This is a genomic window from Nocardioides sp. GY 10127 (assembly GCF_004919085.1).
Taxonomy (GTDB): Bacteria; Actinomycetota; Actinomycetes; order Propionibacteriales; family Nocardioidaceae; genus Nocardioides.
Genome location: NZ_STGL01000005.1, coordinates 406,329 through 428,279 on the forward strand (window position 1 = coordinate 406,329; position 21,951 = coordinate 428,279).

Here is a 21,951-nt window from a genome sequence, read left to right on the forward strand (position 1 = left end):
CGCCGGGGCGGGCGGGTCGGGGCGAGGAGGGCCGCCGGGACCGTGGCGAACCAGGCACGTCCGTATCCCTCAATCGGGGTACACCCCGTCCGACCTGCACGTTCCTGAGGAGCAGGTGAGAACACCGGGGCAGACCGGTGGAAAAACCTGGGGAGACGGTGGAAAAACCTCGGCCGGACGCTTTGTCGACATGGCGCCGCGACGTCCTCTGCGTGTCGTACCAGTGAACGAGATCGCTCCGAGAAATTCTCACCCACAGCCCGGGAATCTCTGTTCGTGCAGGTCAGGCGCCGTGCACTGGATCCGAGACCGCCACAGTCCACAAAGTTCTCCCCAGCCTGTGGGTCACCATCAACAGGTAAGCCACCGACACCACCAGGTTATCCACAGGCCCTGTGGACAGGCCGGTGTCGCGAGCACCCCCGGACCGCGTAGCGTCACGTCACGACCAGGTTTCGGGCACGACCCGCCCCCGGTCAGGGCGACGGGGCCGGAGCCGTCCGCGTCCGCGGCCCTGTCGGTGCCCCGACCTAGCGTGGGGGGTGCCGGCGTCGGGCTCGTCGGTCGGTGGGTCGGGCGGTCGAGTGAGGCGGGGAGACAGTGCAGCAGCGGGTCGAGGGAGCGTCATGAGCATCGCCGAGCAGGCCGGCAGGGACACCGCCGAGCCGCCGTTCGACGACTGGGGCGACGGCCCGGTCTCCTACGAGCCCGGGCAGCGTCCCACGTCCGGGAACGACCGCACGCCCCCGCAGGACATGGCGGCGGAGCAGTCCGTCCTAGGCTCGATGCTGATCTCCAAGGAGGCCATCTCCGAGGTCGGCGAGGTCATCCGGGGCACCGACTTCTACCGGCCGGCGCACGAGGTCGTCTACGACGCCATCATCGACCTCTACGGCCGCAGCGAGCCGGTCGACATGATCACCGTCGCCCACGAGCTCCAGCGGCGCGGCGAGCTCGCCAAGATCGGCGGCGCGCCCTACCTGCACACGCTCTCGGCGAACGTGCCGATCGCGGCCAACGCCGGCTACTACGCCGAGATCGTCCGTGAGAAGGCGATCCTGCGCCGCCTGGTCGAGGCCGGCACCAAGATCGTCCAGATCGGCTACGCCGGCGAGGGCGAGGTCGACGCGATCGTGGACGAGGCCCAGGCCGAGGTCTACAAGATCGCCGACAAGCGCAACGGCGAGGACTACGTGCCCCTCGCCGACATCATGGACGGCGTCCTCGACGAGATCGAGGCGATCGGCAACCGCGAGGCCGGCGTCTACGGCGTGCCCACCGGGTTCGCCGACTTCGACGAACTCACCAACGGTCTGCACGGCGGCCAGATGATCATCGTCGCGGCTCGTCCTGCCATGGGCAAGTCGACGTTGGCTCTGGACTTCGTCCGGGCGGCGTCCATCCACAACGGCATGACCAGCGTCTTCTTCTCCCTGGAGATGACGCGGTCCGAGATCACCATGCGTCTGCTCTCGGCCGAGGCGAAGGTGCCGCTGAACCACATCCGCAACGGCAACATGACCGACGACGACTGGCAGAAGCTGGCCCGCAAGATGGGTGAGGTCTCCAGCTCGCCCGTCTTCATCGACGACTCGCCGAACATGACGATGATGGAGATCCGGGCCAAGGCCCGCCGGCTCAAGCAGCGCCACGACCTCAAGCTCATCGTGATCGACTACCTGCAGCTGATGAGCTCGGGCAAGAAGGTCGAGTCCCGCCAGCTCGAGGTCTCGGAGTTCTCCCGGCAGATCAAGCTGCTGGCCAAGGAGCTGGACGTCCCGATCATCGCGCTCTCGCAGCTGAACCGTGGCCCCGAGCAGCGCGGCGACAAGCGCCCGATGATGTCGGACCTGCGTGAGTCCGGCTCGATCGAGCAGGACGCCGACATGGTCATCCTGCTGCACCGCGACGACGTCTACGAGAAGGAGTCGCAGCGCCCCGGCGAGGCGGACCTGATCGTGGCCAAGCACCGCAACGGCGCCACCCGGGACATCGTCGTGGCGTTCCAGGGTCACTACTCGCGCTTCGTGGACATGGCCCACTGAGCCGCAGCGGCCACGATCGTCAGGGCGGGCGGACGTCCCGCGCCCCTGACGCCGACGGAGGCCCCCGTGCGACGCGACATCCTCGCGAGCAACCTCGTGGCGGGGGCCGTCGGCCTCGCGCTGCTGATCCCGATGGGGTCGTGGCCGTTGCTGCTGTGCGGTGTGCCGTACGTGGTCGTCGCGTCCCTGTTCCTGGCGCGTGCCTACCGAGGTCCGGCGATGACGACCCGCCGCGAGGCGCTGACGTGGCTGGCGCCGTGGGCGGGGAACTCCGCGATCTGGGTGCCGCTCTTCGTGACGGACTTCGGCAACGGCGCCTCCGCGGGGGTCGCGCCCACCGCACTCGCCGTCCTCTACGGCCTGCTCCTCGCGGGGCTCCTCTGCGTGGCGTGGCAGCTGATGGCCCTGTTCCTGCGCGTGAGCGTGAGGGGTCGTGTGCCTGAGACGGGCCGTGGGGCCACTCCTGGGCACACGACTGCGGCGGAGGCCGTCCCGCGCTGACCAGGGTCCGGGCGAGATGTCCGGAAAATGCCACCAGGGCCGACAGCCCGCGCCTACCGTGCTGAGAAGCAGGTCCGCCGTGATGCCTGGACCCCAATCCGGGTATCACCCCCACGCGGCGGCACCTGCGCCCCCAGACCCGGGCACCCCGCCTGGCCCCACCCCCACGAAGGCTGCGATGAGCAACAGCAGCGAACCCCCTGCGCGCGACCCCGCCGACCCCGCCGACCCCGCCAGATCTGCCGAGCAGCACCGACGCGAGCCCGGCGAACCCTGGGTCGCGCCCGTCCAGGCGGTCGACCGCGGGCCCCGCCTCCTCGTCCGGCTCGCGGCCGCCGACCAGCCGGGGCTGACGCCAGAACCGTCACGTCAGGTCGCTGACCTGCTGCGTCGCACGTCCACCCTCACCGACGAGCAGTTCGAGCAGCTCCTGGACGCCGCTGACTGGCTGCGGACCGAGGTCCCCCGGCGGGGCCACCGCCGCGGCGCCCGCACGACCCTGCCCGCCCCCGACCTGCCGGAGCGGCTGGTGCGCCGGCACGCGGAGGAGCTCGCCGTCCTCGCCGGCCTCGTGGACGCCGACGGGCGGCCCGTCACCGCGGGGGTGCTCGAGGGCCTGCGGCCGGACGCGCCGCTGGGTGACGATCCGCTGCCTGACGGAGCACCCGCCCGGGTGCCGCGGCCGCCTTCCTGAGCAGGCCGGTCCGGGCTCAGCCCACCCGCACGTCCAGCGCGGACGGCTGGACGACGAACAGCGTCTCGGTCGCCTCGCCGAGGACGTCGCCGTCCACCTCGCAGGGCTCGGGCCGCTCGGAGCGCAGGTGCACGACCTTGGCACGCGACCGCTCGAGGGCGGGGCCGTCCTTGCGGCGGCCGGTGAGCACCCGCGCCGCTGTGCCGAACCAGTGCAGCAGGTGCTGGGGGGTGAGGACGGCGACGTCGAGGCAGCCGTCGTCGACCTCGGCGTCGGGCAGCAGCACGACGCCGCCGGTCAGCTCGCCGCAGGAGCCGACGACGACGGTCCGCGCCTCGACCCGGGTGGGCTCCCCGTCGTCCAGCCGGACCTCGAGCCCGAACGGCTCGTCGCCGAGGTGCTGGGCGCCACTGGCCACGTAGGCCGCCCAGCCCGCCCTGGCCTTCACGTCCTCGGGCGCGTCGTCCATGACGTGCGCGTCGAAGCCGAGGCCCGCCATCACCGCGAAGGCGTGGACGTTGTCGGCCCGCTCCGGACAGGTGGGGGACGCCGGATCGACCAGCTGCTCCTCGCTCGGGTCGACCACGAGCCAGCCGACGTCGATGCGGCGCACGGTCGAGCCGAGCGCGATCCGGGCGGCGTCCTCCAGCGAGGTCACCGGCAGGCCGAGGTTGCGCGCGAGCAGGTTGCCGGTGCCGCCGGGGAGGAGGCCGAGAGGGACGTCGGTCCCGACCAGCTCCTGCGCGACCGCCCGGACGGTGCCGTCCCCGCCGAGCGCGCAGACGACGCTCGCGCCGGCGGCCACCGCCTCGCGGGTCTGCCCGAAGCCGGGGTCCTCGGCGGTCGTCTCGACCAGCCTCGGCTCCGGCACGCCCAGCTCCGCGGCCACGGCCGCGAGGCAGGACCGGACGTCGTCGAGGTCGTCGACCTTCGTCGGGTTCACGATCACGACGGGTGCGCTGGTGGGGCCTGGGGCGTCGTCCACGCGCGCAGTCTGGCAGCGCCGGGTCAACCCCGGCCTCACCCCGTCCAGCCCGTCCCGTCCCCCCACGAGCGGGCCGGACGGGGGTCACGCTCCGTCCCACCGGGGCCTTCACCCCGGTGGGTGGGTTCCGTGTCGTTACCGAACGGTGACATTCATCAGGGATGGCGCAACGTCTGCGTCACCCGCGTCCCGACGCGACCAGGATCTCCGGCCGGTCGCGGGGCGCGGTCGGACCACCCCTGACCACGGAAGACCAGGTGACCTCGATGACGAGCGCCGACTCGACCCCGAGCCCCCGCAGCCACACCGCACCGCAGCACCGTCACGACCCCGCCGGGTCACCCCGCACCCACGGCGGCCTGCGCTGGACCTACCGCACGGTCACCGTGCTGGCCGTCGCCGGCACCATCGTCCTCGGACCGTTCCGCGTGGACGGCAACACCGACGACTCCTCCTCCACCACCGACTCCCCGGTCCTGGTCAGCACCCGCTGAGGCCCGCCCACGCCTCCGCCCACGCCCCGGCCCGCGCCTCCGCCCACGCCCGGGGTGGCACACTCGCCGCCCATGAGCCGGGGCTGGAGCGAGGAGGGCGTCGCGCGCGCCTACGCCGAGACGTTCGCGCCGCTGTGTGCGGGCGTGCACGACGAGGTGCTGCGGGCCGCAGGGGTCGGTGACGTCGGCTCGGAGGGCGGCCCGGCTCGGCGACGCGTGCTCGACGTCGGTGCGGGCACCGGCGCGCTCGCGGTGCGGGCGGCGGCGCTCGACGCCGAGGTCGTGGCCGTCGAGCCGGACCCGGCGATGCGGGAGCTGGCGATGCGCGAGCTGGCGCGCGGCGAGACGGCGCGCGCCGAGCACCCCCAGCCCACCCGGCCCGGCCTCGACCTCCGCGCCGGCGCCCTGCCCGACCTCCCGGTGGGGGACGGCTGGGCCGACGCCACCCTCGCGGTGTTCGTGGTCAACCACCTTGACGACCCGCGCGCCGGCGTGGCCGAGCTGGCCCGCGTGACGCGCCCGGGCGGCCGGGTGGTCGTCACGATCTGGCCGTCGGGCCAGACCGTCCAGGGCCGCCTGTGGGAGGAGGCGCTGGCCGAGGCCGGCGCGGTCCGCCCGCCCGGCGTCCGCCTGCCCCCCGAGCGCGACTTCCCGCGCACCGAGGAGGGCCTGGCCGCCCTCCTCGCCGGGGCGGGCCTGGTGGACGTCGAGGCGCGGACCGTCGCCTGGGAGCACCGGTGCCCGCCGGACACCCTGTGGCGCGGTGCCGCCGGCGGCGTGGGCGGGATCGGCGCCACGGTGCGCGCGCAGGGCCCGGACGTCCGGGCGCGGCTGCGTCGGGCCCACGACCGGCTGGTCGCGCCCCTGGTCGTCGACGGCGACCTGCGCCTGGCCACGCAGGCGGTGCTGGCGGTCGGCACCGCCTGAGAGGGACGGCTAGCAGTCCGAGGCGTGCGGGACGCCGTGCTCGGACTCCGGCAGCGAGGGTTCCTCGACCTCGGCCAGGTGCACGACGGCGTCGCCGCTGTTGACCAGCGGCGCCTCGGTGCGGCCGATGACGACGCCGTCCCGGTCGGCCCGCACGAGCCGGACCCGCTTGCCGAACGAGTCGAAGAGCCCGCCGAGCCGGTCGCCCTTCGTCACCCGGTCGCCCAGGTGCGCCTCGAGGTGCAGCATGCCGGTGCCGCGGGCGCGCACCCAGCCGCTGCGCCAGGACACGGCGGACGGCGCGGGCGGCTCCTCCTCGACGGGGTCGGTCATGCCGAGGGCGGCCAGCACCCGCCGGACACCCAGGACGCCGGCGTCCACGGCCCACCGGTCCATCCGCCAGGCCTCGCCCGCCTCGTAGAGCAGGACGGTGGCGCCCTGCTCGCGGGCGGCGTAGCGCAGGGAGCCGTCGCGCAGCCGCGCGTGCATCATCACCGGCGCGGCGAAGGCGCTGGCCAGCTCGCGGGTGCGCGGGTCCTCCAGGTCGGCCCGGATCTGGGGCAGGTTGGTGCGCCGGTCGGAGCCGGTGTGCAGGTCGATCCCGACCTCGCACTTGGCCACGACCTCGGTCATCATCAGGTGCGCGATCTGGGAGGCCAGCGAGCCGCGGGCCGCGCCGGGGAACGACCGGTTGAGGTCACGACGGTCGGGCAGGTAGCGGTCGCCGTTGGAGAAGCCGAGCACGTTGACGATCGGCACCGCGATGAGCGTGCCGCGCAGCTTCTTCGGGTCGAGGTCGGCCAGCACCTGGCGCACGACCTCGACCCCGACCGCCTCGTCGCCGTGGATCGCGGCGTCGATCCAGACGGTCGGGCCGTCCTCCTTGCCGTGGACCACGCGCACCGGCAGGTCGACGTCCGCGCCCGTGACGAGCCGGGTGATGGGCAGCGAGACGGACTGGGTCCGCCCGGCACGCACCCGCACCGGGCCGATCTCGAAGGAGGGACGCACGGGGGCATCCTTCCACCGCACGTCACCAGGCCCGTCGCCGACGCGCCTCGACGCCCCGCCGCCGGGGACCGGGGTTCAGCGCCCGCGGTTGCGCCGCCGCGTGGAGAGCGGTGGGCGCCCGCCGAGGTAGGACGACGCGGGGTCGACCACGTAGCCCTGCCGCAGCCCCTCACGCCCGATGAGCATCCGGAAGCCCATCTCGTCGCGGCGCGAGAGGGTCATCTCGGTGGTGATGGTGCGACCCATCAGCGTGACGTCCATGGGGACGACGAACCGCTCGTCGGCGTGGCCGGAGGAGGAGCGGACCTCGCGGACGTCGAGGACCGGGCGCTCGACGACGACGGCGTCCTCGTCGCTGCCCTGCCACGGGTGGACGCCGAAGCGCACCCAGCGCTCGCCGTCCTTCTCGATCTCCGTGAGGTCGAAGGCGTGGATGGCCGAGGACCGCGCGCCGGTGTCCAGCTTGGCCTTCAGCCAGGTCACGCCGCACCCTGGCAGGGCGACCCACTCGCGCCACCCGGCCACCGTGTAGGAAGGTGTCGACGGGGTCCCGGTGTCGGGCTCGGTCACGGTGCGCTCCTCTCTCGTGCGGAGGCGCCGGTCGCCCTCGGCGAGGGTCGGCACCTCGTTGCTCCCAGCAGTTCCTGCACGACCGTCACCCTGCCACCCTGCCACCCTGCCACCCTGCCACCCACCGGCCACACCCGATGCCGTCCATCGGGGCCATCCTTCGGGGGATCACGTTGAAGCTCGCCATCCTGTCCCGCGCACCGCGCTCGTACAGCACGCAGCGCCTGCGCACGGCCGCCGCCGACCGCGGCCACACGGTGAAGGTGCTCAACACGCTGCGCTTCGGCATCGACCTGGCGGGCGACGAGCCCGACCTCCAGTTCCGCGGCAAGCCGCTCTCCACCTACGACGCGATCCTCCCGCGCATCGGCAACTCCGTGACCTACTTCGGCACCGCGGTCGTCCGGCAGTTCGAGCAGATGGACGTCTACACGCCGAACACGTCCTGGGGCATCGCCAACAGCCGCGACAAGCTCCGGGCCACCCAGATCCTCTCGCGCCACCAGATCGGGATGCCGGCGACGACGTTCGTGCGCGACCGCGCCGACGTGATCCCCGCGATCGAGCGGGTGGGCGGCGCGCCCGTCGTCATCAAGCTCCTCGAGGGCACCCAGGGCATCGGCGTGATCCTGGCTCCCGAGCTCAAGGTCGCGGAGGCGATCATCGAGACGCTCCAGTCGACCCGCCAGAACGTGCTCATCCAGCGGTTCGTGAAGGAGTCGAAGGGACGCGACATCCGCGCCCTCGTCGTCGGCGACCGCGTCGTCGCGGCGATGCGGCGGGTGGCCCAGGGCGACGAATTCCGCTCCAACGTCCATCGCGGCGGGTCGGTCGAGATGGTCAGGCTCGACCCCGAGTTCGAGAAGGTCGCCGTGCGGGCGGCCCAGATCATGGGCCTGCGGGTGGCCGGTGTCGACATGCTCGAGGGCAACGACGGGCCGCTGGTGATGGAGGTGAACTCCTCCCCGGGCCTGGAGGGCATCGAGCGGGCGACCAACCTCGACGTGGCCGGCGCGATCATCGACTACATCGACAACCAGGTGGCGTTCCCCGAGATCGACGTGCGCCAGCGGCTCACGGTCTCCACCGGCTACGGCGTGGCGGAGATCCAGGTGGGCGAGGCGTCCGACATGGTGGGCCGCTCGCTGGGCGAGTCCGGCCTGCGCGAGCGCGACATCACCGCGCTGACGCTGCACAAGGGCACCCAGGTGATCCCGAACCCCAACGCGCACCACGTGCTCGAGGCCGGCGACCGACTGCTGTGCTTCGGCAAGCTCGAGGAGATGCGCTCGATGATCCCGCGCCGCAAGCGTCGCCAGAAGCTGAAGAAGCTGCCCGCCGAGCCGATCCACGAGCCGGCGGAGGCGCCGACGCACCCCTCGCAGGGCACGACCCCCGTGTACGGCGGGGACGCCGGGGGCAGCTGAGCCCCCTCAGCAGGACTCGTCAGCCGGACTCAGCTGGCGCGACGCAGCGGCTCGGCCGAGCGCACCGCCGGCCCGGCGGGCGGTGCCGGTCGTCGCACCGGAGCCGGCCGGCCGGCGGCCAGCAGGGACTCCACGCCCGAGAGCTGGGTGACCTCCAGCCCGACGACGTTCCCGGCCGAGGGGACGTCACGCCAGCGCAGCCGCTCCGCGGCGTCACCGGTGCGCAGTCGACCCTCGACGAGGACCTTCCAGCCCGAGACCGGGCCGGTCCAGGAGACCTCCAGGCGGGCGAGCTCGCCCGCCGCTCCGGCGCGGAGCAGGGCGGGCTCGATCGAGCGCACGGCCAGGAGGTCGGCGTCCACCACCGCGTAGCCGGCCACGCACGAGCCGGACCGGTCCAGGACCAGGCGGGCGTAGGCGTGCTGCTCGAGCAGGTCCCAGCACTGGGGGGTGGTGAAGGGGTGAGGTGAGGTGGTCATGGGGCCCTCCGGGGAAGTGAGGGGGTGTGGGGGGAGTGCCGGACCGGCTCCGCTGAGTGGGGGAGGCGCCGGACGGGCGGTGGTGCGGGTACCAGGCTAGGTATGCGGTGCGCTGCTCGGACAGAGCTCGGGACGTTCGGGCCGGGCCCTCAGTCCTCCGGGCGCCGGGACCAAGGTCCCGGAGTCGCGCGATCCACGCAGGTGAGGGAAACGTAAACGTGTGTGCTGACAACAGAGCCGCCGTGCAGAGTTCGTGAAGATCTCGTCAGCCGTGGTCTGGTCCGGGCTGCCCCGTGGGCTGGGGTGCGGTCGACCGCGTCTGGCCCGTTCGGGTCAGGCCGGGTGACCCTGACGGGCTCGCCCGGGTGGTGGCACGGCCCCGGTCCGGACACTCCCGGACAGCGGTCGGACGGAACCAACCGGGTGAGGGACGGACCCGAGCGGGCTCAGACCGCCGCGTCGAGCGCGAGGCGCCCCTGGGCCAACGACTCGCAGCCGCCCATCGTGCTCACCTCGAGGACGACGACGTGGCCGCGGTCGGGCACGTCGCCGAGGAAGGCGTCGCGCACCGGGCACGCCTGACGCAGCGTGCCGCCGAGCAGGACGGTCCAGGCCGAGTGGCGCCCGGCGCCACCCAGCTCCAGCACGGCCTCGTCGCCGCGGCGCGCGCCCAGCTCGAGCAGCGGGCTCGGCGAGCGCAGGGCCACCATCCCGGGGCCGACGGCGGCGTAGCCGACGGTGACGCCGGGGCGGCCGGCCACCTCGACGCGGGCGTGGTCGTGCTCGAGGAGCAGCGCCCAGCACTGCTCGTCGTCCAGCCGGTGGCAGGCGCGGTGGGTGGCGTCCTCGGCTCGGCGGAGCGCGTCGGACGGGTCGGGGCAGCTGTGGTCTCGCACGGTCATGCGGGCCTCCAGGGGTGAGGCGGGGAAGTGGCCCGGGGGAAGGCCGGTCCGGTCGGGGTTCCGGGTCGCTCGACGGTAGCCCGGGTCAGGAAGCCCCGACCGGGCCGTTGGTCCCATGGGAGGGGGTCCAGCGAGGGCTGGGACAGATCTGGCGGGCCAGGCGGAAATGTGACTGTCGCCCCGCATTCGGGCGGGCGGTCGGGCAGGTCTCAACCGGGCACCCGGGCATCAGCCCGAGCGTGGCTCGGCCACGCGCCGCCTGAGTGGCCCGGAGGGCGGGGTTCAACCGGGCAGGGCCCGGGCACGCTGGACGGCGGGTCCGGGCGCAGCGGCGTCAGGCTGCGGTGTCAGGCTGCGGCGTCAGGCCGTCGCGGCCCGCGCCTTCATGATGAGCACCTCGCGACCGGTGACGACCTCGGGGGTGATCTCGATGACGTCCCACTTGGGGGTCGGAACCCACGGGATCGTGTCGAGCGCGGCGTACTTGCCGGACTCGCTCTCCGGCACGATGTGGGCCTTCCCGCGCACGAGCACGGACCAGCCCGTCTCCTCGGCGAACCCGTCGATCTCCAGGGCCACCTCGTACTCGAGGGCGGCCGAGAGCAGCTTGTTGCCGGCGTCGGTCCGGATGGCGGGCTTGCCGTCGACGACCAGGTAGTTCACGGGGACGACGTGCACCTCGTCGACGAGGCGGTAGCCGAGACGTCCGACCTCGTGCGAGGCGAGCTTGGCCCAGCACTCCTCGGGGCTCAGCGTGGACACGGGCTGGTCGATCGAGACGCTCATGGCGGACTCCGGGTGCTCGGTGGGAAACGTCAGTGGTTCGTACCAGCGACGCTAGGCCGAGCAGCCGGTGGTGTCAGGGGGCACGGGTCCCGGTCGGGGCGGGACCTCCGCCCGTCGGCGCCCGTCGCTGCCGTTCGCAGCACCCTTACTGGGTGTGTCCCTATTCGCCCTGAGCTAGGACACCGTTGCCTTCGCCGGCGGGGGCGCTGGGGTGGGCCTCGGGGTTGGCTACTGGCTGGATCGCCAGCGTCGCGCGGCAGCCGTCGTGCGGCGTGCGTCGGACCACGCGACCATCGCCGTACGCAGACGCGGCGACCGCACAGCGCTGCCGCCGCGACGAGCGTGGAGATCGTCGCGAAGCCAACCGGGTGCGTGTGCAGCGTCGATGGCCGAGGTTTTCGTGATGAGGGCGCCGGTGGCGAGCGCGTGGCGCGCGCGGGCCATAGAGGTGAGTCCCAGATCGGCGATGGAAGGGTTGAGCCACCACCATGGGTGACGCACGGCTTTCGTCCAATAGCCGGCGAGCTCTGCGTGAGCGGCGCGTCGAACGTCATCGTCGCTCACTTTTTCCAGCACGGCATCGGGCGGACGGCCGAAGACTGCGAAGCCGTGCCTGACGAGCTCTGCCCGCGAGATTCCGGAGAATGGGCGGTCGACCAGATGTCCGTGAGTCCAGGTCGGATGGCGAGAAGCCACGTCGAGCAAGGCTGAGTTTGCGACGTAGGCACAACCGAGGTTGGCCCCTGCCGCGGTCGTAGCATCCAGTGAGCGATGGATTGCTGTGATAGTCGAACGCGCTTCGGCGTCAAGTGGTCCGTCGGTGAGCCCCACGAGGTCGATGTCGCTTACGTCTGGCCGGTAGTCACCGGTTGCGAGCGAGCCACCGACGAGAAGGTCCGTCACCCAGCCGAGAGCGATCAGCTTGGCGGAGAGTTCGTCGACCGCTGCTGGCATGTCCACGTGCTCATCTTGTCGTGTCAGCCGGGCGACCGGTTGGGCGTGCGGGATCGAGGCTTGTCACTTACGCCGCGACTGCGGGTCGGCGGCGGCGCGCCTGCTCGCGCGAGAGATGGCGAAGCGTGGTTGCGATGCAGGCGACTTGAAGCCACCCGGTCGCTGAGGCGGTGGTGTTCTCGAACGACTTCGCCAACCGGCGGGAACGCCCCAGGCGGCCGTGGGCGACCTCGACGCGCCAGGCGTGTCGGATGGGTCGGAAGACCGGCTGCTTGTCGTCCCACCCGACACGGCGGACCTCGACGTCGTGGTCCCGGCCGAGGTCCCTGGCGGCGGCCGCGGTGACTCCGCGGTCCACCAAGACGAGCTCGAGTCGGCCGGCGACACCCTGCTGATTCAGGTGCTCCAACATCAGGTCGCTGGCCCGGTTCTCGTGGGTCGAGGCGGGAACGACCACCGCGGCCACCGGAAGGCCCGTCACGTCAACGGCCACGACACGCTTGGCGCCCTTGGTGCGCCCGTAGGGGCCGCCTCGGTCGTGGAACGTGAACCCGCCGTTCGATGCTCCACGTGCGAGGTGGGTGTCGATGACGACCATCGAGGGCGTCTCTTCTGCCCTTCCGTCCTGTCGCCGCGCGGCTGCGTGCAGCACCGTCAGGGCCTGCGCCCACGTGCCGTTGCGTGACCAGCGGCGGAACTGCGACCAGACCCGCGTCCACGGTCCGAACGACTCCGGGAGGTAGCGCCACTGGCAGCCGGTCTGGGCGATGTACAGCATCGCTTCCACGACGCTGCGGAGGTCATCGGCGTGCCTGCGGCCTCGCTTGCCCGGCGCGTTGAACACCGGCTCCAGCAGGTTCCACTGCTCATCGGTCAGATCGCTTGGGTACGGCATGCCCCGCACGGTGATCACGCCCCTCGCCCAGGCAATAGGGACACACCCAGTGAGGCGCCGGTCAGCGCAGCCGACCGACGTAGGCGGCGGCCCGCCGCACGTCCGTCAGCCGCGCCTCCCACGTCAGCGCGACCGCTCCCAGCACCAGGCCGGCGAGCACGAACGGGACCCACCGCGGCCCCGCCGTGAGCCACGGCGTGGCCTCCCGGACGAGCAGGGCGAGCCCGCCCAGCGCCCCGGCCAGCAGCGGCTGCGAGAGCCGCAGCCGCACCCCGAGCAGGACCGCGACGAGGCAGCCGGCGCCGAGCAGGGCGGCCCGCAGGGTCAGCGGCTCGTCGAGCACCAGCCAGAGGCTGGGGAGGAGGGCGAGCCACAGCCCGGCCGCCAGCGCCCGGGAGGACGGAAGCGCCGGGTCGCGGCGCATCAGCCACCACCCGTGCAGCAGGAGGCCCGTGGCGAGCGGGAGCGTGTAGGCCTCGGGCGTGCTCACGCCCGCCCGGTGCAGCAGGAGCCACGACCCGGCCGTGACGAGGGCGGAGGCCACCCAGCCCGCCCAGCGCCGCGAGGCGTGGGCCGCCGCGTGGGCAGCCACCAGCACTCCGCCGCCGAGCAGCTCGAGCGCGGCCACCAGGGCGGGCTCGCGGGCGACGCTCACGCTCATCAGACCCGCGACGAGGCAGGAGGACGCCACGACGGCCTCGAGGCCGGGGACGGGTCGACGCCACCGGGCGGCGCACGCCACCACCGTCAGCGCCGCCGCGACCAGCATCACCGGACCCGCCAGGAGCAGACCGGGGGCGGTGGTCGTCGCCGCGGAGAGCGCGGCGGCGCCGGAGATCCCGGGGACGGTCACGAGCAGCGGCACGGCGAGGGCGCCCGCGGCCCAGGCGCCGCCCAGCGCGGCGTCGGCCGCGGGATCGGGGGCCGTGCTCGAACCTGCGCCCGCACCCGTGCCCGTGCCGTCGGCCGCGGCCAGGGCCCTGGGCCGCACCCACCTGACGGCGGCCAGGGTGCCGCCCAGGGTCGCGAGCGTGAGGAGGGCGAGGGGTCGGTCAGCGAGGGAGCCGAGGAGCGCGAGCGGCACGAGGACGAGCACGGAGACCAGGACGGCGGGCCGCAGCCGCCCGAGGACGAGCCGGGCCAGGGCCACCGCGGCGGCGATCGTCACGACGGCGACCGCGGCGCCTCGCGGCAGCCCTGCCCCCGCGAGGCCCGCGGCCCCCAGGAGCAGGGCGGCCCGGGCCAGCCAGTGGCGGACCCAGCGCAGGGTCGCCTCGTGGACGGTCGTCGGCCCCCCGAGGCGCCGCAGCCAGGGGAGCGCGGCGAGCGTGGCGGTGACGAGCACGCACGGCACCGTGGCGAGACGGTCGGGGCTCGCCCCGCCACCGACGACGTCGCCGACCGGGGTGACCAGCCAGGGGACGGCCACCAGGTCCACCGCCGCGGTGAGGAGGAGACCGGCGGGCACCAGCGACGCCAGCGCGACGGCGCCCCCGGCGGCCAGCCTCGACCGGTGCTCCGCCTCCGTCACCTCCGGGCCGGTGGGCCCGGGGCGCGGGACCAGCGGGACGACGGCCAGCCCGGCGCCACCGACCACGGCCGCGACGACGGCGGCCCCGAGCGCGCCGACGAGCGCGTCGGCGCGTCCGTCCAGCGCGACCCCGGCGGCCGTCGCGGCCAGGACCACCAACGCGGCGGTGACGCCGGTGAGCCAGCGGTCGGCGCGACGGACCAGACTGGTGCCCACCACCAGGACAAGCGCGACCAGCGCCACGACGAGGGCCGCCCATGGGCCACCCCCGTCGGGACCGTGGGCGGCCGCGCCGAGGCGGGCGTGGCCGGTGCTCTCGGTGGCCCCGATGGCGACCCCGGCCAGCGTGGTGAGCAGGACCACGCGACGCAGCTCCTCGCGGCCTCCCGCCGCACCCGACGCGATGGGCGCGCCCGCCGCCTCGGGCGTGGGTCGTCGGAGCAGCACGAGCGCCACGGCGGCACCGGCCCCGGCGAGGGCCACGCAGGAGTCCACCGCGGAGGGCAGCGAGAGCAGCACCGCCAGGGCGGCCGCCACGAGACCTGGGAGCCAGGAGCGCAGGCTCAGGGCGACGCCCGCGACCGTCCACCCGACGACCACCACGAGCAGGCCCGCGCCCGAGAGCAGGAGCCAGGCGCTCGTCGTCACGGCCAGCACGCAGGCGCCCGCCCGCAGGGACGCTCCACGCGTGCCGCGGCCGACCTGCGTGGTGAGGGTGGCCAGGGCGCCCACCAGCAGCACCGGCGCCACCAGGAGCAGGACGGCGAGCAGGGCGACCGTCACGCCGTCGGGGTGCGGGTCCAGCCCCAGACCCGTCGAGTACAGGGTGCCGGGATCGAGCCCGACCAGCGCGGGGTGGCTCCACATCGCGCCGAGCGCGGCGAGCCCGCCGACGGCGACGACCACGTGGACGACGACCGGGACGGCGGAGACCACGACCCACGGGGCGGTGGCCAGCCGTGCGCCGGCACGCCAGGGCCCCTCGGGGAGCGCAGGCGGGCGCGACGGGCGGGAGCGGTCCCCGAGGGCCAGCGCTGCCAGCGCGAGGGCCGTCAGCGCGGCGAGTCCCGCGGTCACCTCCACGTGCCGGGCCAGGGCGGGGCCCGCGAGCGCGAGCGGCACCAGCGTCAGCGCGCCCGCGGCGGCGGCGACCCGCCAGGCCGTGCCCAGGCGCCGACGCAGCGGTTGCAGCCCGGCCCGCGCCGGGGTGGCGGCGAGCGCGCCCAGCGCCGCGGCCACGAGGACGAGTCGGGGTCCCTGCCCCAGCACCCAGGCCCCGGCCGTGGCGTCGCCCAGCGTGACCAGCGCCTCCGCGAGCACGGCGAGGGCAGAGGCCACGGCGCCGCCGCCCAGGCAGGCCGCGGCGGGGCGGAGGCTGACCCGGGCACCGGCGTGCGCGCCCACCCCGAGACCCAGCGCGCCGCCGGCGACCACGAACCCCCCGCCGTGCGGGGCGGAGCCGGACCACGCCCACAGGGCGAGCACCGCCCCCACGCCCAGCGCGAGCTGCGGGGTCACGAGGACCGGCAGCGGCGGTCGGCGGGAGGCGGGGGTGGACGGTCGCGGTTCGCCCTTCACCCGGCGGCCGAGGACCAGGAGCAGGACGCCGGCGAGGGAGACCGTGGTCGTCACCGTGGCGGCGAGGGCGGACCCGCCCGGCGGCGGCCCGAACCAGCCCGCGGTCGCTGCGCCGTAGGCGTCCAGCCCGGCGAGCCCGGCGGCCACCAGGGCGGTCGACTCCGCGGCACCGCGCAGCCTGACCCGGACGGCGGCCAGGGACCCGGCGCCGGCCAGGAGGGTGACGGTGAGCAGCACCAGGGTCTGGAGCCCCACGCCGAGGCGGGTCCAGGTCACCGCCATGAAGATCGCGGCACCGAGCAGCAGGCTGAGGACCGCGAGGGTGAACAGCAGCCGCGGCACGGTCACCCCGGCGAGGCCGCGTCGAGCGGGTCGGGTGGGTCGGGCCGGTCCGGTCGCCGCTCCGGTCGGGGCGGTGGGTGCGGCCGGGTCCGGGCTGCTGACGTGCGCGGGCAGCCGGACGACGGGCGGGGCGGCCGTCCCTGCCCGGGCGGGGGCCTCGGTGGCGGCGGACGGCGTGGACTCCGCCCGACGCCGCCGCTCGGCGCGGAGCCGGTCGAGGGCCTGGTCCGCGGCGTGCAGCGCGGACAGCACGGCCTGGGCGTCGGCGGTGTCGAGGGGGAGCCTGCACACCGGGCAGGTCCGGACGGGCGTGGACAGCGCCGCGCCGCAGTCGGGGCAGTGGACGGGGTCGGCGTACCGCCGTCCTCCGGGATCGTGCGGCTGGCCAGTGGGGTGCGTCGCGGTCACGTCGGCCTCCCGGGTCCCCGGGGGACACGTTGCTCCCCCTGTGCTGACCGTGGCCCGCGGTGAGCCAGGACACAAGTGCCGAACGACGCGGCCCGCGCCCGTGTCGTGGTCCTGCCGCGCGGTCCTGCTCGGTGTGCCCCTCGGTGCGCCTGCCCAGTGTGCCCGCTCAGCGGGACGTCGTCCGGCGGTACTGCGCGACCGACAGCGGGACGAACATCACCAGCAGCAGGACGACCCAGAGCAGCGTGTAGCCCACGGGGTGCTGCATCGGCCAGGCGTCCGGGGGCGGGGCGGTGGTGTTGCCGAAGAGCTCGCGCACCGCCTGCGTCAGCGCAGAGACCGGGTTCCACAGCACCAGGACGCGCAGCACCCCGCTGAAGGACTCCAGGGGGACGAACGCGTTGGAGACGAAGGTCAGCGGCATGAGCACGATGAAGCTCGCGTTGTTGATGACCTCCGGGCCCGGCACGATCAGCCCGATCAGCGCCATCATCCAGCTCATGGCGTAGGAGAACAGGAGCAGCAGGGCGAACCCGGCGAGGGCGTCGAGCAGCCCGTCGCGCACCCGCCAGCCGACGGCCAGGCCGGTGAGCGCCATGATGACGAGGCTCAGCAGGTTGTAGACGACGTCGGACGTCGTCCGCCCGACCAGCACGGCCGCGGGCGACATCGGCAGCGAGCGGAACCGGTCGATGATGCCCTTCTGCATGTCCTCGGCCAGCCCGGCGCCGGTGAACGTCGCCCCGAACACGACCGTCTGGGCGAAGATCCCGCCGATCAGGAACTCCCGGTAGCTGGAGCCGTCCCCCGGGTCGATGGCCCCGCCGAAGACGAACGCGAAGAGCAGCACGAACATGATCGGGCTGACCAGCACGAAGATCAGCACCTCGGGGACGCGCTTGATCTTGATCAGGTTGCGCTGGGCCACGACCCAGCCGTCCTCCAGCGCCCCCAGCGGACCGCGGCCGGTGCGGGCGAGCGACGGGCGGGCCGGGGAGGCGCCCGGGCGGGCGGTGCCGGTCGGGGTGCTCATGCGGAGGTCTCCTCGCGGTCGGTGCTGCTGCCGGTGCTGGGGTCGGTGCTGCTGTCGTCCGGTGCGCCGGGCTCGGTGCTGCTGGTGTGGCCGGTGAGGGACAGGAACACGTCGTCCAGGGTGGGCCGCCGCAGCCCCACGTCCAGGACCTCGATCCCCTCCCCGGTCAGCCCCGTCAGCAGGTGCTGGAGCGCGGCGACGCCGGCGCCCGGGGCGCCCGGCACCGCCGCGGTGAGCCGGCGGCCGCCGTCCTCGACGGCGACCTCGCCCAGCGCCACGGCGCCCAGGACGCGGCGGACGTCGTCCGCGCGGGCCGGGTCCACGAGGACCACCTCGACCCGCTCGCCGCCGGTCCGGGCCTTGAGCTCGTCGGCCGTGCCCCGGGCGATCGCCCGGCCCCGGTCGATCACCACGATGTCGTCTGCCAGCCGGTCGGCCTCCTCCAGGTACTGCGTGGTGAGGAGCAGCGTGGCCCCCGACGACACCAGCTCCCGGATGACGTCCCACATCTGCAGGCGGCTGCGCGGGTCGAGCCCGGTGGTCGGCTCGTCCAGCACCAGCACGGGGGGCTCCGCCACGAGGGCGCCCGCGAGGTCCAGCCGTCGGCGCATGCCGCCGGAGTACGTCTTGGACGGGCGGTCGCCCGCGTCGTCCAGGCCGAACCGCTCCAGGAGCTCCCGCGCCCGCTCGCGCGAGCGCCGACGGCCCAGCCCGTAGAGCCGCCCGACCATCACCAGGTTCTCGAACCCGGTGAGGTGCTCGTCGACCGCCGCGTACTGCCCCGACAACCCGATCCGCGCCCGGACCCCGTCGGGGTCGGCGAGCACGTCGACGCCCGCGATCGTCGCGGAGCCGGCGTCGGGCCGCAGCAGCGTGGTCAGGCAGCGCACCGACGTGGTCTTGCCCGCGCCGTTGGGCCCGAGGAGCGCCAGGACGGTGCCCTCCGGCACGTCGAGGTCGAGGCCCGAGAGCGCCTCGACGTCCTTGAAGCGCTTGGTGAGTCCTCGGGCGGAGATCATCGCTGGTGCCGGCATGCCGTCCTCGTGGGGTCGGGGGTGATGGGTGCTCTGACCGGACGACGCGCCGGAACTCATCGGTGACCTGCGGCAGTTCCTCCCCGGCTGTCGGCGGTGCGCCAGCAACCTGCCCGCGCTCACCACCGGTTGCTCAGCCACCGCCATTCCGCAGATCTGCCAGGGGCGGTGCGCCAGCAACCTTCCTGCACTGTGACGACGTTGCTCAGCCACCGCTGTCCCGCGGCTGGCCGACGAGCGGTGCGCCAGCAACCTTCCGGCACCGTGACGACGTTGCTCAGCCACCGCCATTCCGCAGATCTGCCAGGGGCGGTGCGCCAGCAACCTTCCGGCACCGTGACGACGTTGCTCAGGCACCGCTGTCCGCGGCTGGCCGACGAGCGGTGCGCCAGCAACCTGCCCGCGCTCACCACCGGTTGCTCAGCCACCGCCATTCCGCAGATCTGCCAGGGGCGGTGCGCCAGCAACCTTCCGGCACCGTGACGACGTTGCTCAGCCACCGCTGTCCCCCCAGAACAGCCAGGAGCGGTGCACCAGCAACCCATCCGCACTCAGAACAGGTTGCTCGGACACCGCCCACCAGCCGGCACCACCGGCTCCGGAAGGAGCGGCCCCTACGCCTGCACCTCGACCCGCGGCGTCAGGCGATGCCGCGCTCCGCCTGCTCCTCGTCCACGCGGCGCTTCACGCGGCCCATCCCGGGCACCTTGGTGAGCAGCTCGTTGAGCTCGCGGGCGACGCCGAGGAGGTCGTGGACGTCGGGGGCGACCGTGCCGAGGGTGGTGAGGACGGGCATCACCTCGGTCTCCATCGACTCGGCGACCTCCGGCAGCTGGTCGATGAGCCTGACCAGCGCGGCGACCTCCTCGGGGGAGGTCGTGTCGGCGAGCTCGCGGGCGAGGGGGAGCAGCCGGTCCAGGACGGGGGTCAGCTCGGTGAGCCGCGGCTCGAGGACGTCCACGAGCGCCTCGATGCGCGCGACCTGGCCGGCGGCGCCCACGAGCAGGTCCGCCCCGCCCTGCCGGGTGACCTCGATCCGCGCGATGAGCTCCTCGGCGGCCAGCCGGGTGCCCTCGATGCGGTCCAGGAGCGACTCGACGCCCGGGAGCAGCGCGAAGGCCCGCGGCAGGAGGTCGAGCAGCTGGTTCACGGGGTCGAGCGGGTTCGGCAGGCGCACCCCTCGACGCTGCCAGCGGCGGGGCGTCACCGCCTCACCCGCGGGCGTGCCCGCGCGTCACACCGCCCCCCACGTCCGCCCGTCGCCCCACCCGGCCGGTCGCACCTGCGGGCTAGCGTCGATGCCATGACCCCCGCCGACCTGCTGACCGACGCCTTCTCCCGCACCCTCGAGTCCGTGACGGGCGCGGTGGAGGGCCTCACCGACGAGGACCTGGCGTGGCAGCCCGCGCCGGGCACGAACTCGATCGCCTGGCTCGTGTGGCACCTGACGCGGGTGCAGGACGACCACGTGGCGGACGTCGCGGGCACGCCCCAGGTCTGGGAGGCCCAGGGCTTCGCCGACCGGATGCTCCCCGCCTTCGCCCCGGGCGTCGGCCGCGGCGACACCGGGTACGGCCACACGCCCGAGCAGGTGGCCGCCGTCCGTGCCTCGGCAGACGACCTGCTCGCCTACCTGGCCGCCGTCACCGACGCCACCGCGACCTTCCTGGCCACGGTCGAGCCCGCCGACCTCGACGCGGTCGTCGACACGCGGTGGGACCCGCCGGTCACCCTCGGCGTCCGCCTGGTCAGCGTCGTCGACGACGACGCCCAGCACGCGGGCCAGGCGGGCTACCTGCGCGGCCTGCTCGAGCGCCGGTAGCCCGGCGCCACACGGGCACCACGCGGGCACCACGCGGGCGCCGGGCAGGAGCCGATCAGGCCGTGACGCCGTGCCCGCGCACCACGCGGTAGCGCACGAAGGACGGCACGATCAGCGCGGCCGCCACGATGCCGAGCACGACGAGGACGCCGCCGCCGGCCGCGGCCGCAGCCGCACCGACGGACGCGGCGGCCGCCCCGTGGATCGTGTCCGCGATCCGGGGCCCACCGGCCACGACGACGATGAACACGCCCTGGAGCCGGCCGCGCACGGAGTCCTCGGCCGCGCTCTGCAGCATCGACGTCCGGAAGGCGGCCGAGGCCATGTCCGCGGCGCCGCCGACGACGAGGAGCACGAGCGCGACCCCGAGCGCGACCGTCGAGCCCGCCCCGGCGGCGGCCATGACGGCGACGCCGAAGCCCAGCATCGACACGCCCCACACCACGATGCAGACGAGGACGGCGAGGCCCTGCCGGCTGATCCGCGAGACCCAGCCGGAGAACACGCCGCCGATCACCGCGCCGGCCGGGATGGCGGCGTAGAGCAGGGCGAACACGATGCCGCCCTCCTCCGGGCCGCCGAAGTCGACGTGCGCGATCTCCGGGAACAGGGCCCGCGGCATGCCGAAGACCATCGCGATGAGGTCGGCCACGAAGGACATGAGCAGCACCGGCTGCGTGCGCAGGTAGGCGAAGCCGTCGATCACGGCCCGCAGGCCGGGGGTCTGGGTGGCCGCACCCTCGACCGCGAGCGAGGGCAGGCCGATGACGGCCCACAGCGTCGCGAACAGCGACAGGGTGTCGAACGTGTAGAGCCAGGCGTAGCCGGTGAAGGGGATGAGGACGCCGGCCACCAGCGGGCCCGCGATGGCCCCCGCCTGCATGACGGTCATGTTGAGCGAGTTGGCCGCCGGCAGCTGCTCGGGCGGGAGCAGCTTGGGGAGCACCGCGCTGCGGGTCGGCTGGTTGACCGCGAAGAACGCCTGCTGGACGGCGAACAGCACCAGCAGCAGCCACACGTTCCCGAGCCCGAGGAACGCCTGGACGGCGAACAGGCCGCTGGTCACGACGAGCCCGACGGTGGTCACCTGGAGGATGCGGCGCCGGTCGAACACGTCGGCCAGCGCGCCGCCGTAGAGGCCGAACACCACCAGCGGGACGAGCCCGAAGACGCCGGTGAGGCCCACGTAGGCCGAGGACCCGGTGTCCGCGTAGATCTGGGCGGGCACGGCGACGATGGTCAGCTGCGCCCCGATGACGGTCACGATGTTGGCCGACCAGAGGCGGCGGAAGTGCGGCTCCGCGAGCGGACGGGTGTCGGCCAGGACGGCCCGGAGGCGGGGACTCACGGGCGACCACTGTGCCACCGAGACCGGGTGCGCCCCGCATCCGTCCAGGGGGAGGACGTGCCCCCGCCGCGGCGACGCGGGACCCCGCGCCGGCGTCACGGCCCCGTCACGAACCGGCCGCAGCCCGCCGAGGTGTCTGGGAAGGCCGCCCCGGACGGTCTACGGTGAGCCCGCCCGTCCACGAG

20 protein-coding genes and 1 pseudogene are annotated in these 21,951 nt (G+C 74.3%); 8 read left to right on the forward strand and 13 right to left on the reverse strand.

What is annotated here, in order from left to right; translation table 11 throughout:
* The first annotated feature begins 626 nt into the window (after positions 1-626).
* From dnaB to E8D37_RS09110, 3 genes are all read left to right on the forward strand, one after another.
* Positions 627-2,045 (forward strand): replicative DNA helicase, encoded by a 1,419-nt coding sequence (dnaB, locus tag E8D37_RS09100; RefSeq protein ID WP_136569429.1) that lies wholly within the window; start codon positions 627-629, stop codon positions 2,043-2,045.
* 66 nt (positions 2,046-2,111) lie between these two features.
* A complete protein-coding gene (locus E8D37_RS09105) occupies positions 2,112-2,546 on the forward strand; it encodes a hypothetical protein (protein WP_136569430.1) in 435 nt (144 codons plus the stop codon).
* A gap of 178 nt (positions 2,547-2,724) precedes the next feature.
* Entirely contained in the window at positions 2,725-3,240 is a 516-nt protein-coding gene (locus E8D37_RS09110; protein WP_136569431.1) for a hypothetical protein, read from the forward strand.
* A gap of 16 nt (positions 3,241-3,256) precedes the next feature.
* On the opposite strand, the gene E8D37_RS09115 is transcribed toward E8D37_RS09110, so the two are convergent.
* A complete protein-coding gene (locus E8D37_RS09115) occupies positions 3,257-4,225 on the reverse strand; it encodes a diacylglycerol kinase family protein (protein WP_206055657.1) in 969 nt (322 codons plus the stop codon).
* A gap of 266 nt (positions 4,226-4,491) precedes the next feature.
* Between E8D37_RS09115 and E8D37_RS19830 the strand changes: the two genes are divergently transcribed.
* Positions 4,492-4,719 (forward strand): hypothetical protein, encoded by a 228-nt coding sequence (locus tag E8D37_RS19830; RefSeq protein ID WP_168929694.1) that lies wholly within the window; start codon positions 4,492-4,494, stop codon positions 4,717-4,719.
* Between the two features lie 72 nt (positions 4,720-4,791).
* Complete coding sequence (locus tag E8D37_RS09125) at positions 4,792-5,646, forward strand: class I SAM-dependent methyltransferase (protein WP_136569433.1); 855 nt, start codon at positions 4,792-4,794, stop codon at positions 5,644-5,646.
* A gap of 9 nt (positions 5,647-5,655) precedes the next feature.
* On the opposite strand, the gene E8D37_RS09130 is transcribed toward E8D37_RS09125, so the two are convergent.
* Positions 5,656-6,657, reverse strand: a complete 1,002-nt coding sequence (locus E8D37_RS09130; protein WP_206055658.1) for a succinylglutamate desuccinylase/aspartoacylase family protein — start codon at positions 6,655-6,657, stop codon at positions 5,656-5,658.
* A gap of 75 nt (positions 6,658-6,732) precedes the next feature.
* A complete protein-coding gene (locus E8D37_RS09135) occupies positions 6,733-7,227 on the reverse strand; it encodes a RimK/LysX family protein (protein ID WP_136569434.1) in 495 nt (164 codons plus the stop codon).
* Positions 7,228-7,400: 173 nt separating this feature from the next.
* Between E8D37_RS09135 and E8D37_RS09140 the strand changes: the two are divergent.
* Both E8D37_RS09140 and E8D37_RS20685 read left to right on the forward strand, forming a co-directional pair.
* Positions 7,401-8,258: pseudogene (locus E8D37_RS09140) on the forward strand (RimK family alpha-L-glutamate ligase); the annotation flags it as partial.
* Positions 8,259-8,324: 66 nt separating this feature from the next.
* Positions 8,325-8,654 (forward strand): TrkA C-terminal domain-containing protein, encoded by a 330-nt coding sequence (locus E8D37_RS20685; protein WP_346763587.1) that lies wholly within the window; start codon positions 8,325-8,327, stop codon positions 8,652-8,654.
* A 29-nt stretch (positions 8,655-8,683) separates the two neighbouring features.
* On the opposite strand, the gene E8D37_RS09145 is transcribed toward E8D37_RS20685, so the two are convergent.
* From E8D37_RS09145 to E8D37_RS09185, 9 genes are all read right to left on the reverse strand, one after another.
* The gene (locus tag E8D37_RS09145) at positions 8,684-9,133 is read right to left on the reverse strand and encodes a hypothetical protein (RefSeq protein WP_136569436.1); all 450 of its coding nucleotides are present in this window, start codon (positions 9,131-9,133) and stop codon (positions 8,684-8,686) included.
* A gap of 446 nt (positions 9,134-9,579) precedes the next feature.
* Positions 9,580-10,035, reverse strand: a complete 456-nt coding sequence (locus tag E8D37_RS09150; protein ID WP_136569437.1) for a hypothetical protein — start codon at positions 10,033-10,035, stop codon at positions 9,580-9,582.
* A gap of 360 nt (positions 10,036-10,395) precedes the next feature.
* Positions 10,396-10,821: a pyridoxamine 5'-phosphate oxidase family protein gene (locus tag E8D37_RS09155; protein WP_136569438.1), complete on the reverse strand. Its 426-nt coding sequence runs from the start codon at positions 10,819-10,821 to the stop codon at positions 10,396-10,398.
* A gap of 228 nt (positions 10,822-11,049) precedes the next feature.
* Complete coding sequence (locus tag E8D37_RS09160) at positions 11,050-11,775, reverse strand: nucleotidyltransferase domain-containing protein (RefSeq protein WP_136569630.1); 726 nt, start codon at positions 11,773-11,775, stop codon at positions 11,050-11,052.
* Between the two features lie 67 nt (positions 11,776-11,842).
* Positions 11,843-12,688, reverse strand: a complete 846-nt coding sequence (locus E8D37_RS09165; RefSeq protein WP_136569439.1) for an IS5 family transposase — start codon at positions 12,686-12,688, stop codon at positions 11,843-11,845.
* 43 nt (positions 12,689-12,731) lie between these two features.
* On the reverse strand, positions 12,732-16,529 hold the full coding sequence (locus tag E8D37_RS09170; protein ID WP_136569440.1) for a hypothetical protein: 3,798 nt from the start codon (positions 16,527-16,529) through the stop codon (positions 12,732-12,734).
* 166 nt (positions 16,530-16,695) lie between these two features.
* Positions 16,696-17,562 (reverse strand): ABC transporter permease, encoded by an 867-nt coding sequence (locus tag E8D37_RS09175; RefSeq protein WP_136569441.1) that lies wholly within the window; start codon positions 17,560-17,562, stop codon positions 16,696-16,698.
* A complete protein-coding gene (locus E8D37_RS09180) occupies positions 17,559-18,596 on the reverse strand; it encodes an ATP-binding cassette domain-containing protein (protein ID WP_206055659.1) in 1,038 nt (345 codons plus the stop codon). Before E8D37_RS09180 ends, E8D37_RS09175 begins: the two co-directional genes overlap by 4 nt.
* A 640-nt stretch (positions 18,597-19,236) precedes the next feature.
* Complete coding sequence (locus E8D37_RS09185; protein WP_136569442.1) at positions 19,237-19,773, reverse strand: hypothetical protein; 537 nt, start codon at positions 19,771-19,773, stop codon at positions 19,237-19,239.
* 126 nt (positions 19,774-19,899) lie between these two features.
* Between E8D37_RS09185 and E8D37_RS09190 the strand changes: the two genes are divergently transcribed.
* Positions 19,900-20,418 carry a DUF664 domain-containing protein gene (locus E8D37_RS09190; RefSeq protein WP_136569443.1) on the forward strand — a complete coding sequence of 173 codons (519 nt, stop codon included), beginning with the start codon at positions 19,900-19,902 and terminating at the stop codon, positions 20,416-20,418.
* A gap of 55 nt (positions 20,419-20,473) precedes the next feature.
* Here the strand turns inward: E8D37_RS09190 and E8D37_RS09195 are convergent, their stop codons facing one another.
* A complete protein-coding gene (locus tag E8D37_RS09195) occupies positions 20,474-21,766 on the reverse strand; it encodes an MFS transporter (protein WP_136569444.1) in 1,293 nt (430 codons plus the stop codon).
* Positions 21,767-21,951: the final 185 nt, after the last annotated feature.

What these genes read in the sequence shown, in the direction of transcription:
- dnaB (WP_136569429.1), top strand. Translation starts at nt 627, where the DNA reads ATGAGCATCGCCGAGCAGGCCGGCAGGGACACCGCCGAGCCGCCGTTC.
- E8D37_RS09110 (WP_136569431.1), top strand. Translation starts at nt 2,725, where the DNA reads ATGAGCAACAGCAGCGAACCCCCTGCGCGCGACCCCGCCGACCCCGCC.
- E8D37_RS19830 (WP_168929694.1), top strand. Translation starts at nt 4,492, where the DNA reads ATGACGAGCGCCGACTCGACCCCGAGCCCCCGCAGCCACACCGCACCG.
- E8D37_RS09125 (WP_136569433.1), top strand. Translation starts at nt 4,792, where the DNA reads ATGAGCCGGGGCTGGAGCGAGGAGGGCGTCGCGCGCGCCTACGCCGAG.
- E8D37_RS09145 (WP_136569436.1), bottom strand. Translation starts at nt 9,133, where the DNA reads ATGACCACCTCACCTCACCCCTTCACCACCCCCCAGTGCTGGGACCTG.
- E8D37_RS09150 (WP_136569437.1), bottom strand. Translation starts at nt 10,035, where the DNA reads ATGACCGTGCGAGACCACAGCTGCCCCGACCCGTCCGACGCGCTCCGC.
- E8D37_RS09155 (WP_136569438.1), bottom strand. Translation starts at nt 10,821, where the DNA reads ATGAGCGTCTCGATCGACCAGCCCGTGTCCACGCTGAGCCCCGAGGAG.
- E8D37_RS09160 (WP_136569630.1), bottom strand. Translation starts at nt 11,775, where the DNA reads ATGCCAGCAGCGGTCGACGAACTCTCCGCCAAGCTGATCGCTCTCGGC.
- E8D37_RS09175 (WP_136569441.1), bottom strand. Translation starts at nt 17,562, where the DNA reads ATGAGCACCCCGACCGGCACCGCCCGCCCGGGCGCCTCCCCGGCCCGC.
- E8D37_RS09180 (WP_206055659.1), bottom strand. Translation starts at nt 18,596, where the DNA reads ATGCCGGCACCAGCGATGATCTCCGCCCGAGGACTCACCAAGCGCTTC.
- E8D37_RS09190 (WP_136569443.1), top strand. Translation starts at nt 19,900, where the DNA reads ATGACCCCCGCCGACCTGCTGACCGACGCCTTCTCCCGCACCCTCGAG.